This window comes from Virgibacillus carmonensis (assembly GCF_057836705.1).
In genome coordinates this window covers 1-11,951 of the sequence record NZ_JBYQFJ010000051.1, presented here as the reverse complement: position 1 = coordinate 11,951, position 11,951 = coordinate 1, and the positions used below count along the sequence as shown (strand labels likewise).

Below are 11,951 nucleotides of genomic sequence, written 5' to 3'. Positions count from 1 at the left end.
GATCAGGGATATCAATGCTCAATCTGGTATATCAACGTTCGATCAGGGATATCAATACTCAATTTGGTATATCAACGTTCGATCAGGGATATCAACACTCAATCCGGGATATCAACGCTAACCCAGTAAATAACGCTCCGCCAATTGATCATTCCAAAACTATTGACCAGTAAAACCAATTTTTACAATATCCTACAAATAATATTGCCCGGGAAATATCGACATTATTCACTTCACATTTCATCAAATTACAGCGTAGTTTTCATCGCCAAATCGTTGACTTTTCAAGGATTTAATGGCAAAGTAGCAAGGGGAATTAGAAAGAACGGTGCTACTATTTTATAAGTCACAAATCATAAGGGTGTTAACTATGGATTTCATCGGACAACACGCAATAATAAGTATGATTTCTCATCTGATTTTTATTGCAATTACGTGGCGGGTTGTGCAAACAATTAATTTTGATCCAATTATTCGAAAAGGTCGTGCAATAGAAGCAAGAATTTTACTTCTGTTTGTTACCATTGTAATTGGAACTGGTGTAAGTCGCTTCTTCCTAGACTTTTTCTCATGGTCACAAGATTTATCATTTCTTTTTTAACAGCGTATAAACAGTGGCGATTAACTGTCTAGCTCCAGCGCCTAGACACTCGAGACATAAGCAGTTCGCTTTCGCGTGAGCAAAGCACCCACACTGCACCGCTCTGCTTATGCTTGTCTTTCAAGGCGCCCTGAGTTTTTCTTAACAGAAATCAAAAGTTAATACAGTATTATTTTCATTCTTCTTGTTCATACTAGATATATAGATAACGAGGGGGATGTTTTTTTATGAAAAAAATCGGACTTATTTTTATACTTATATTATGTCTTGCAAATCAGGTTTCGGCCCATAATAAAACGCTTACACAGGATGAAATGACTCACTTAGCTGATTTAACTGGTCAAGCAAATTTACAAGTGGATCAATGGCAAGTAACGTTTAAAGAAAATATGTCAAAGGATAGATTACTAGGTTTAGTTAATAAGCTGGAAGATAGTTATTTAGACTCTTATTCAGAAGACGAAAATGTAATAAAATATTCATTTAGAAACGTACAGAAAACTGCAGCTATTGTCGAAAATTATACTATCATTATTCCAAAAAATAATATGTATAAACCTGAACTTATTTCTGTAATTTCAGGATCCAAATGGAATGAAACGATTAAGGATAGATACCTAGAGCTGGAAAGGTCAATTTCATCTGAATATTTTAGTGGAAATGTCACAAAATTTGCTTGTCTGACAACTATGAGTAATGATACAATTAGAAGTGCTTCTTTGGTCGATTTGTTGAAAAAGGAATTGCAATTACAACATCTTACGACACAAAATGACAACGTTGAACAATCCATGAATAAAAAAATGATTTACGGGTATACACCTTTATGGCAACAGAAATTGGAAATTTTGGATAAACCAGTGAATGTAAATATTGTAATTACAGATACTACAAATGGAGAAACGAAATTAACGGTAGGAACACCTATCCTAATTAATGAATATTAATATAGTGAAAATGGAACATAAGGAGATTGGATTATGGAAAAGATCATCGTACGCGGTGGGAATCAATTAAATGGTACTGTTAAGGTTGAAGGTGCTAAGAATGCTGTCCTTCCTGTTATTGCCGCAAGTATATTAGCAAGTGAAGGAAAGAGCGTTATTACAGATGTTCCAACGCTCGCAGATGTGTACACAATTAATGAAGTTATCCGAAATATGAACGCTGATGTACAGTTTGAAAATAATATAGTAACAGTGGACGCATCTAAACAATTAAAAACGGAAGCTCCGTTTGAATATGTTCGTAAAATGCGCGCTTCTGTATTGGTCTTAGGGCCATTACTTGCACGTTATGGTCATGCAAAAGTTGCAATGCCTGGTGGATGTGCAATTGGATCACGTCCAATTGATTTGCATCTAAAAGGTTTTGAAGCGATGGGTGCAGATGTTCATGTTGGCAACGGCTTTGTTGAAGCAAATGTTGCTGGCCGTCTAAAAGGCGCAAAAATTTATTTGGATGTACCTAGTGTTGGTGCAACCGAAAATATCATGATGGCTGCTGCATTAGCAGAAGGAAAAACGATTCTTGAAAACTGTGCAAAAGAACCTGAAATAGTAGATCTAGCTAATTACTTAAATAAAATGGGCGCAAGAGTCGTTGGAGCCGGAACAGAAACAATCCGTATTGAAGGTGTTGAGTTTCTACATGGTACAGAACATCCTATTATCCCAGATCGTGTGGAAGCTGGATCATTTATGGTCGCAGCAGCAGTAACAGGTGGAAATGTTTTAATTGAGAATGCAGTAAGTGAACATTTACGTTCAGTGATTTCAAAGTTAGAAGAAATGAACGTAATTGTGGAGGAAGAGGATAATGGAATTCGTGTTATTGGTCCGAGTGAATTAAAAGCAACGGATATTAAAACCTTGCCACACCCAGGATTTCCGACTGATATGCAATCGCAAATGATGGCACTTATGCTATGCGCGGAAGGTACAAGTGTTATCACGGAAACAGTTTTTGAAAATCGATTCATGCATGTGGAAGAGTTTCGTCGTATGAATGCTAAAATGAAAATTGAAGGCCGAAGTGTGATTATCGAAGGACTTAGTGATCTACAAGGTGCTGAGGTAGCAGCAACTGACCTTCGTGCTGCGGCTGCATTAATTATTGCAGGTCTCAAGGCAGAAGGATTTACACGCGTAACCGAATTAAAACATCTTGATCGTGGTTATGTTGATTTTGCAGGGAAACTTGCTTCACTAGGTGCAGACATTGAACGTGTCGACGAAAATGGCGATGTCGTTAATTCATACCAACAACAAGTTAATAATATTGATTCAATGATTGCGAAATAATTTTATTACCATCAACAGGTGAAGCCAGTATATGCTTCATCTGTTTTTTTGTACACTTTATTTATCTTTATTATTGACAAGTTATAATGAAAATATTCATACAAGATTAAGTATTTTTAGTATACTTAATCTATATTATTTTATTTACGAGGGAGGATTAGTTATGAAACTATATGTGTCAGTAGACATGGAAGGAATTACAGGATTACCCGATTATACATATGTGGATTCCACACAACATAATTATGACCGGGGACGTAAAATTATGACTGCAGAAACCAATTACGTAATAGATGCTGGGTATAAGTTTGGTTGCTCAGAAATAGTTATTAATGACAGCCATTCAAAAATGAATAACCTGTTGATTGATCAACTTCATCCAGATGCTCTGTTAATTACAGGAGATGTAAAACCATATTCCATGATGCAAGGACTTGATAAATCTTTTGAGGGAGCAATGTTCGTTGGTTACCATGCGAGGGCAGGTCAATTCGGTGTCATGTCACATGCCATGATTCACGCTGTAAGGAACTTTTTCATCAATGATAAGCCAATTGGCGAACTCGGATTTAATGCATATGTAGCTGGTCATTTTGGCGTACCAGTTCTTATGGTAGCAGGTGATGATCAAGCTGCAAAAGAAGCGGAAGAGCTAATTCCTAACATCACAACAGCTGCTGTGAAACAAACCATTTCTAGGTCGGCCGTCAAAAGCTTGACACCCAAAAAAGCTGGAGAACTTTTGACCGAAAAGGTAACACAAGCCTTAGAAAACAAGCACAATGTGAAACCTTTAAGGCCGCCTGAAAATCCGACATTAAAAATTGAATTTACAAATTACGGTCAAGCAGAATGGGCAAACTTAATGCCTGGAACAACAATTCAACCGGGTACCACAATCGTAAAATATGAAGCGAAAGATATTATCGAAGCCTACCGAGCAATGCTTGTAATGACGGAGCTTGCGATGAATACGTCTTTTTCATAAGTGAATGAGATGATGGCCCTTACTGGTTGGAATTATCAGCAATTGTAACTAAACTGTTCGGAGTGAGCTTGGAAATTCGGGAAAGATCCAATCTGAAAAGGAGGGAACTTATGCTACGACCACAACGACTTCAGATAGGTGACGTAATTGGCGTTATTGCACCAGCAGGACCACCAAATCTAGCAAACTTACAACGTGCCATCCCTATTTTTGAAAGAATGGGACTCCATGTCAGGCTTGGAAATAATATAACGAATGTACATGGCTATCTAGCTGGAACAGATGAGGAACGGCTGTGTGACTTTCATGACATGTTCGCCGACCCTACCATTAAAGCAATTATATTTGCGCGCGGCGGATATGGTAGTCCGCGAATTGCACCACAGATCAACTATGATTTAATCAAACAAAATCCAAAAATAATGTGGGGTTATAGTGATATAACTTTTTTACATACAGCTGTCCACCAAGTTACAGGGCTCGTCACGTTTCATGGGCCAATGGCTGCTTCTGATGTGGGTAAGGATAATTTTCATGACCTGTCTTTAAAGCAGTTTGAACAATTGTTTGAGCCGACAACACTTATCTATTCACAAATAGCTTCAAAACTTACGGTTATTAATTCTGGTAGTGCTACAGCCCCGATTGTTGGTGGGAATTTATCATTACTGGCAAGTGCAATAGGTACTCCATATGAGATCGATACAAAAGGAAAATTGCTGTTGATTGAGGACGTGGATGAAGAACCATACAAGGTAGACGGCATGTTAAATCAGCTCAAACAGGCGGGTAAATTAGCAGATGCAGCTGGTATACTTGTGGGAGACTTTTCAAACGCGGAGCCTAAGGGAGATAAGCATTCCTTAACATTGGAACAGGTTTTTTACGACTATTTTAAAAATCTGCCAATCCCTGTATTGTCAGGATTTAAGATTGGACACTGTCAACCCCACTTTGCAATTCCACTGGGTACCACGGCAACAATAGACACATATAGAAAAGTAGTGAAAATTGACCCTGGTGTGAGATAAGGGGTCTGTCCCCAGAAAGTAGGCAAACGAATGAATATAAAAAAAATCGAAACACACTATCTTGCTGTTCCGTTGCATACGCCATTTAAAACGGCACTTAGAACGGTAACAGTGGCCGAAACAGTTGTTGTAAAGGTATCTTGTGACAATGGTATAGTAGGCTACGGGGAAGCACCGCCAACCCACGTTATTACAGGTGATACCCTGGCGAGTATTGATTACGCTATCTTAAAAGTGATGACACCACTTTTGATGGGACAACCACTACTTCAAAGCGAGCAAGTTTTTGAAAAAATACATATGGCGATCGTTGGCAATTCAAGTGCTAAAGCTGCAGTTGATATGGCATTGTATGATTGTCTTGCTCAGCACGCGAAACTACCATTATCACAGTTTTTAGGTGGATATCACCAAGCAATTGAGACCGATTATACGGTAAGCGTGAACAATCCAGAACAAATGGCAGCTGATGCCGGGGATTATTGTAAGAATGGCTTTACCGTTTTGAAAGTGAAGGTGGGTAAGGACGAGATTAACACCGACATCAAACGTATCACGGCAATCCGAGAAAAGATTGGCAGGGACGTTTTGATTAGACTCGATGCAAATCAAGGCTGGAAACCGAAAGAAGCGGTTAGAGCGATTAATGAAATGGAAAAAAGCGGTCTTTGCATTGAGCTTGTAGAACAGCCAGTAAAGGCACATGATATCGAAGGGCTAAAACACGTAACAGATAACACAGATACAATGATTATGGCAGATGAAAGTGTGTTTTCAGCAAGAGATGCAAAACACATTCTAGAAACGCGCAGTGCTGATTTAATTAACATCAAATTAATGAAGGCTGGTGGGATACACGAAGCAATGAAAATTGCAAAACTAGCAGACATATACGGCATCGAATGCATGGTTGGAAGTATGATAGAAACAAAAATTGGCATCACAGCTGCAGCCAATTTCGCGGCAAGCCAGCCAAATATCACGCGTTTTGACTTTGATGCACCATTAATGCTTACGGGTGACGTAATCGAAGGTGGCATCGTATACGAGGGAAAACGAATTCATCTAAACGATAGACCAGGACTCGGGATCGAAAAATTAAACGATGAATCTTTGCAGAAGGGGATGAAGTAAATGACGAATCTGGCGTTTGATAAAGATTCATTATGGGTTGTTGGGGTACAGGTTGCAACCGTCTGGACATCAAAGGAATCGGCCCGGATCATGGATGAACCTGGCTTATCAAGTCCAACAGATATAGAGCATTGGCTAACAAAACTAACGCAAGAACAGAAGACAGCTTTATGTACTGAGAACCGCGTTCAGTCCCAGCTTTTGTACGGGGAAATAGTTGAGATTACCGAAATTGATGGAGACTGGGCGCACGTCGTTATCCCGTCCCAGCCATCCCATAAGAACTCACGTGGCTATCCAGGATTGGTACCAATAGCCCAACTTCAGAAATTAGAAAAAACGTATTGGAATCAACCCAAATCTGCTGCAATTGTTTCAAAAAAAGCATGGCTTGAAGCGGATCAAGGTGAAAATTTCTTGAAACTGAGCTATATGACGTGTTTACCAGTATTAAATGAGCATCCGAAGAAAGTAGAAGTTGCAACACCACATGGCACAAAACTTTTGCCTAACGAAGCGGTTCATATTTATAATACACAACAAGGATTGCAAAAAAAGAGTGGAGATGAAATTGTAAAGTGTGGAGAACAATTTTTGAATCTCGCTTATTTCTGGGGTGGCATGAGCTCATTTGGGTATGATTGCTCCGGCTTCAGTTACGCGACCCATAAGGCTTGTGGTTATCAAATCCCACGCGATGCATCCGATCAAGCGGAAGCGGGAGAGCCTGTTGCAGTTGAAAACCTATTGCCAGGTGATCTGTTATTTTTTGCTTATGATGAAGGAAAAGGAAAGTTGCATCATGTTGGAGTTTATTATGGAGAAGGAAAAATGATTCATTCACGGACAAATGGGAAATTGGTTGAAATCACGGATTTAAAAGGAACAGTTTATGAAAAAGAACTTTGCGCGGCCAGACGATACTGGAAATCATAATGGATAATTGGGGGCCACTGTAGTGGTTCCCTATCTTAAGAGCAAAGTAAGTATAAAATTTGGCGATTAACTGTCTAGCTCCAGCGCCTAGACACTGGAGACATAAGCAGTTCGCTTACGCGCGGGCAAAGCACACACACTGCACCGCTCTGCTTATGCTTGTCGTGTCTTTCAAGGCGCATGTGCTTTTCTTACTTTTAGTGAAGGGGAAAATCCCCACTCTTCGCAACGCCCACCTCAAATCTCCCGCTTACCTTCTCACCATTAAAATCCAATTTATTGTTCTATTGTTTTCCAAAAATGTATACGATTAATAGTAGATATACTAGAAGGAGATTGCTATTTTTTAATAACCAATCCACTACTACATCAACCATTAACACAAAAGGAGGCAATCAATGAACAATTTATCAAAACGGAAACAGAAAAACACCTATGCTTATATTGAGCGCAAGAAAGCACTTAAGTATAAGCAAAAATTTAATCAAACACAGCATACTAAAGGAACCGGGGCCGTATCCTTTATAAAAAGACCGAGTTTCTTGATCATTGGTAGTTTGGTTATGATCATTCTGATTATGCCTACGCTAATTGTAGCTCCTTATATTCATATGGACGATCAGGAGGCAATTACAGACAAATTGGAGCAGCAGACTCCAGAATTAAATGTCAAGGATTCTGAGGTATCTGTCGCAGTGATGCGGGCCAGTTCTGAACAGGTTGAGAACGTTCCATTGGAAAAATACGTGGCTGGGGTTGTAGCATCGGAAATGCCAGCTGAGTTTGAAATAGAAGCGTTAAAGGCTCAATCACTTGCTGCACGTACCTATATTGTTACACACATGCTCCATGAGCCAGCAACCACTGGATCCGCTGTCACGGATACCGTTCAGCATCAGGTATATAAAGATGAAGAGGACCTTCGCAGAATTTTCGGAACAGAATTTGATGAGAAAATGAGTAAGATAAATAAAGCGGTAGCGGCAACACAAGGTGAAATTTTGACTTATAATGATGTTCCGATCGACCCATCCTATTTCTCCACCAGTAATGGGTATACGGAAAACTCAGAGGATTATTGGGAAAATGAAATCGCCTATTTAAGAAGTGTTGAAAGCCCGTGGGATAAAAAATCACCTAAATTTTTAAATCAAAAAACAATACCAATAACAGAAGTGGAAAGTGTATTAGGAATCGATATTCCAGATGAGGAAGCACTATCTTTAAAGATATCACGTACAGATGGCCAGCGTGTTGATCAAATTAATATCGCGAATAAAACATTTTCAGGGAAAGATGTTCGGGAAAAGCTAAGCCTTAAATCAAGCGACTTTACAATAGAGAAGAAAAATGATCACTTGATTTTTACGACTAAAGGAAATGGGCATGGGGTTGGCATGAGTCAATACGGTGCAAATTTTATGGCTAAAGATGGAAAAGGGTACAAAGATATCTTAACTTATTATTATAAAGGTGTAGAGATAAGCAAGGTAAGTGATACTGCGCCAACATTAGTTTCACGCTAAAATATTTAACGCATAATTAAGGCTTTTCTACAAATACTACGTGATTGCATAAAATTTTTTTATCGCTATGTATATAATTTCCTTTTTCTGATCAGAATGGTTGTTGAGGTGATGATCTATGAAAGAGGAAAAAAATAGCGGTTCAAAAAACAAGTGGAGTCGCATTTTTCGCAAGAAGTGGTTTTTCCCAGCAGTATATTTAACGGTAGCTGCTCTACTCTTAACGTTTGTTGTGTGGTATCAGAATTTGGAAAATCAAATTCCTGAAACACAAGATACTCAGGAATCAACTGAAACCGCAACAGATGAATTCGGTGAGGAAGCACAAACCGTTATGGAGCAACAGGAAGTTGTTAAAATGCCTGTGAGTAACCAAGATCAAGCAGAAATCGTAACTAAATTCTATGACTACAACGCAGATGAAGAGGCACAGAAAAATTCGCTTGTTCTTTACAACAGCAGATACTACCAAAGCACAGGTGTTGATATTGCAGCTTCAAGTAACGAAACGTTTGATGTAACAGCATCATTAAGTGGTACGGTTGAAGAGGTAGAAGAAAATCCATTATTGGGAAATGTAGTAACACTATCCCATGATAAGGACCTTAAAACGTACTATGCTAGTCTTGAAGAAGTAAGTGTCAAAGCTGGGGACAATGTAAAGCAAGGTGATGTACTTGGAACAGCTGGTCAAAACTTATTCGGTTCAGAAGATGGTGTTCATGTCCACTTCGAAATCCGAAAAGGTGGAGAATCAGTAAATCCTGAAGCGTATTTTAACCAACCAGTAAGCGAAATCAAGGCAAAAGAAAAGTCTGAATCAGATTCCGATGATACTAAATCAGATGAAACACAGGAGGAAAGCACGACAACTCCAGAAGATTCAGATGAACAATCTACTACACCTGAAGAAGAAACTAGTGGAACACCAGACGATACTACTAATTCCGATGATAGCAGTGGGACAGAAGAAGACGGGATGAAGCAAGAGGATCCTGCAGAAGATGATGCAACAGAACAGGACGAAAACACGACTCCTGATGATTCAACAAACCAAGAAGACGGAATGTCGAATGACGATGCAGAATCATCTACATCAGGTGCTAGCGCTTAAAACCTAGTTGAAAAATAGCCTTTTATTTACTAAAGGGCTATTTTTTTTTATTTCTGTTTTGTTTGTGCGAAGTTTGTCGATGAATTAGGCATATCTATCTATAGGAAATATGATAATATTAGTCAGGGATAAGTAAAGCTACTAAAGTAAGGGGAATAAAATAGTATTATGAACGGTAACACATTAGTAACTGACTCTATACTTTCCATTTCAAACGATGGTAAGTTGTCGCTAGAACACGTGATTTCCATGTTGTCAACACAGCACGATGAGAAAACAGTACTAGAATTGGTCCGAAAGTTATGTTTGCAAAGCAATAAAAGCGAGATTATGAAAAAAGGCATGGAATTTTTGTACATGAATGGCTTTTATAATGATTTACAAATTCTAATTGATAAAAATAGCAAGTCGGGGAATAATTCAAATAATCAATGGGCAACAGTCTATCAATTAATGATCGATCGAAAGTTAGACAGATTAACGCCACAAGAAATAATATACCGCGCATCCTCTCTCCAAAGTGATGAACCAGAGGTAAAATGTTTAATAGAATTTGTGAAAATTTCGGCCAGCTATACGATGCGTGACTTTGGAAAAATAGGAAACTTCATAGATAGGCAACAGCAATTATATGATGCTGTTAGAGATCCCTTTATCTTATCCTATTTTAACTCGCGGTTATATCAATTGTTATTCATCTATTATTGGTCACGTAACGAGTTAATTACTGCTAGAAAATATGCTTTTCGGGTATTAAATTTCACACAAAATCCCGAGACAAAAGTGTCGGTGAATATAAATTTGGCGCTGAGCTATACGTTCGACACATACAAACAAGGCATGCATCACCTGAAAGAAGCAAAAAAGATTTCAATAGAACATGGTTTCGTGGATAAGATCAAGCTTATTCAAAACAGAAATATTCCATTTCTTTCAGCGCATCACAAAAACGTTACAGGAGTTTCAACTAGCGATAAAAGCGAACAAGCCCATATCGAGATTGCGAAGGGAAATCATAGAAAAGCAGAAAGTATATTAAGAAAACTGCCGTTGGATTCTCCATTTCGATTTTATTATATGGGACTAGCTACAAACGATAAAAACTTATTGTATCAATCCTATAACACCTTTATTGACAAGCGCAGTGATCATTTCTTTAGCAGACTAGCGATTCATGCCTTACAGGAAATGGGTGCTTAATAAAAAAACAGGTTGATTTTTAAGAGGCAGCTGGAAAAGTTAAATATAGTACAAAATATGTGGGTCTACCATCGCATCTACGAATATACTTCACGCACCTTAGGGCGAGTGTCGATCCTCCTCGGACTGCCGTCCTGCGGGGTCTCGCCGATCTCTTGCTTCTAATCTGGAGTCTCCGTATATTCGAGATGCTAAGTTAAGATGAAAATTTAAATTTTTGAAATCCACCACTTTTTCAGTGGCCTCATTTTTAAAGGGAGAGTTCTCATTTATGGGAACTCTTTTTTTCGTTTTTATTTATCCTTTCACTTAAAAACAATAGTGTCCTTTCCCCCCTTTGTACCATTTTTCAAAAAATACTTCTTGTCCCTTATGGAAAAGGGATAAATTTAATCATAAACAGCTCTTTCAAGTAATAAAATGTTACAAACCAAGCATTCAGTAATGTCTGAGGTGAGAGCTTGTGTGGCATGTAGGTAAAAGTAGCAGCCAACCCCCTATACATATATTTTATTCCTTATAAATTCATGTAAGTGTGCTGGACTTGTTTCGAAAGCTTAAGTATCTGAAGTTGCGTCATAACGGCTTAATTTTTCAGTACATGAATTAGTACGTTTGTAAAAAAAGAATACGGCCACAATTTAACTGAATCACCTTGTCTCATTTCACACCTCGGAATTATCAACTTAGGGAGGCGAATGGTGTGCACGATTACATCAAAGAAAGGACAATCAGGATAGGCAATCATATCGTGGAGACGAGGAAAACCGTCCGAATGATAGCAAAGGAATTTGGTGTATCCAAGAGCACAGTCCACAAAGACTTAACAGAACGCTTACCAGAAATTAACCCAAAACTTGCCAATCAAGTCAAAGATATTCTTGAATACCACAAAGCAATCCGACATCTCCGCGGAGGCGAAGCAACACGAAAAAAGTATAAAATCAAACCCGCAAACGCCGGACCAATCAAACTTGATACCGCAAACGCAGCAACCATTAAACAGTAGAATAAGTGGACAATTGAGAACCCTAGCGCGACAACGGCTGGGGTTTTTTATAGTATAAATCAACATTCGAGCTGGGATATCAACGCTTCATCTGATAAATCAACATTCG

At 38.6% G+C, this 11,951-nt stretch carries 11 protein-coding genes; all 11 read left to right on the top strand.

Annotated elements, in window-relative coordinates; all coding sequences use genetic code 11:
- Positions 1 to 370: 370 nt before the first annotated feature.
- The 11 genes from AC3G7N_RS19795 (at position 371) to spoIIID (ending at position 11,842) form a co-directional block, all read left to right on the top strand.
- A complete protein-coding gene (locus AC3G7N_RS19795; RefSeq protein WP_489423889.1) occupies positions 371 to 601 on the top strand; it encodes a DUF1146 family protein in 231 nt (76 codons plus the stop codon).
- A 227-nt stretch (positions 602 to 828) separates the two neighbouring features.
- Positions 829 to 1,548, top strand: coding sequence for a YwmB family TATA-box binding protein (locus AC3G7N_RS19790; protein WP_489423888.1), 720 nt, complete (start codon positions 829 to 831; stop codon positions 1,546 to 1,548).
- A 33-nt stretch (positions 1,549 to 1,581) separates the two neighbouring features.
- Complete coding sequence (murA, locus tag AC3G7N_RS19785; RefSeq protein ID WP_489423887.1) at positions 1,582 to 2,904, top strand: UDP-N-acetylglucosamine 1-carboxyvinyltransferase; 1,323 nt, start codon at positions 1,582 to 1,584, stop codon at positions 2,902 to 2,904.
- Between the two features lie 163 nt (positions 2,905 to 3,067).
- On the top strand, positions 3,068 to 3,892 hold the full coding sequence (gene dppA, locus AC3G7N_RS19780) for a D-aminopeptidase DppA (RefSeq protein WP_489423886.1): 825 nt from the start codon (positions 3,068 to 3,070) through the stop codon (positions 3,890 to 3,892).
- Between the two features lie 110 nt (positions 3,893 to 4,002).
- Positions 4,003 to 4,923: a S66 peptidase family protein gene (locus AC3G7N_RS19775; RefSeq protein WP_489423885.1), complete on the top strand. Its 921-nt coding sequence runs from the start codon at positions 4,003 to 4,005 to the stop codon at positions 4,921 to 4,923.
- 30 nt (positions 4,924 to 4,953) lie between these two features.
- The gene (locus AC3G7N_RS19770) at positions 4,954 to 6,057 is read left to right on the top strand and encodes a mandelate racemase/muconate lactonizing enzyme family protein (protein WP_489423884.1); all 1,104 of its coding nucleotides are present in this window, start codon (positions 4,954 to 4,956) and stop codon (positions 6,055 to 6,057) included.
- Positions 6,058 to 6,993 carry a C40 family peptidase gene (locus AC3G7N_RS19765; protein WP_489423883.1) on the top strand — a complete coding sequence of 312 codons (936 nt, stop codon included), beginning with the start codon at positions 6,058 to 6,060 and terminating at the stop codon, positions 6,991 to 6,993.
- Between the two features lie 398 nt (positions 6,994 to 7,391).
- On the top strand, positions 7,392 to 8,519 hold the full coding sequence (gene spoIID / locus AC3G7N_RS19760) for a stage II sporulation protein D (protein WP_489423882.1): 1,128 nt from the start codon (positions 7,392 to 7,394) through the stop codon (positions 8,517 to 8,519).
- A 118-nt stretch (positions 8,520 to 8,637) separates the two neighbouring features.
- A complete protein-coding gene (spoIIQ, locus tag AC3G7N_RS19755) occupies positions 8,638 to 9,633 on the top strand; it encodes a stage II sporulation protein SpoIIQ (protein ID WP_489423881.1) in 996 nt (331 codons plus the stop codon).
- A gap of 168 nt (positions 9,634 to 9,801) precedes the next feature.
- Entirely contained in the window at positions 9,802 to 10,833 is a 1,032-nt protein-coding gene (locus AC3G7N_RS19750) for an AimR family lysis-lysogeny pheromone receptor (protein WP_489423880.1), read from the top strand.
- Between the two features lie 703 nt (positions 10,834 to 11,536).
- Positions 11,537 to 11,842, top strand: coding sequence for a sporulation transcriptional regulator SpoIIID (gene spoIIID / locus AC3G7N_RS19745; protein WP_489423879.1), 306 nt, complete (start codon positions 11,537 to 11,539; stop codon positions 11,840 to 11,842).
- Positions 11,843 to 11,951: the final 109 nt, after the last annotated feature.

Bases quoted from the DNA above. Each gene is read 5' to 3' on its own strand.
- AC3G7N_RS19775 (WP_489423885.1), top strand. From the start codon at position 4,003: ATGCTACGACCACAACGACTTCAGATAGGTGACGTAATTGGCGTTATT.
- AC3G7N_RS19795 (WP_489423889.1), top strand. From the start codon at position 371: ATGGATTTCATCGGACAACACGCAATAATAAGTATGATTTCTCATCTG.
- AC3G7N_RS19750 (WP_489423880.1), top strand. From the start codon at position 9,802: ATGAACGGTAACACATTAGTAACTGACTCTATACTTTCCATTTCAAAC.
- murA (WP_489423887.1), top strand. From the start codon at position 1,582: ATGGAAAAGATCATCGTACGCGGTGGGAATCAATTAAATGGTACTGTT.
- dppA (WP_489423886.1), top strand. From the start codon at position 3,068: ATGAAACTATATGTGTCAGTAGACATGGAAGGAATTACAGGATTACCC.
- spoIIQ (WP_489423881.1), top strand. From the start codon at position 8,638: ATGAAAGAGGAAAAAAATAGCGGTTCAAAAAACAAGTGGAGTCGCATT.
- AC3G7N_RS19790 (WP_489423888.1), top strand. From the start codon at position 829: ATGAAAAAAATCGGACTTATTTTTATACTTATATTATGTCTTGCAAAT.
- AC3G7N_RS19765 (WP_489423883.1), top strand. From the start codon at position 6,058: ATGACGAATCTGGCGTTTGATAAAGATTCATTATGGGTTGTTGGGGTA.
- spoIID (WP_489423882.1), top strand. From the start codon at position 7,392: ATGAACAATTTATCAAAACGGAAACAGAAAAACACCTATGCTTATATT.
- AC3G7N_RS19770 (WP_489423884.1), top strand. From the start codon at position 4,954: ATGAATATAAAAAAAATCGAAACACACTATCTTGCTGTTCCGTTGCAT.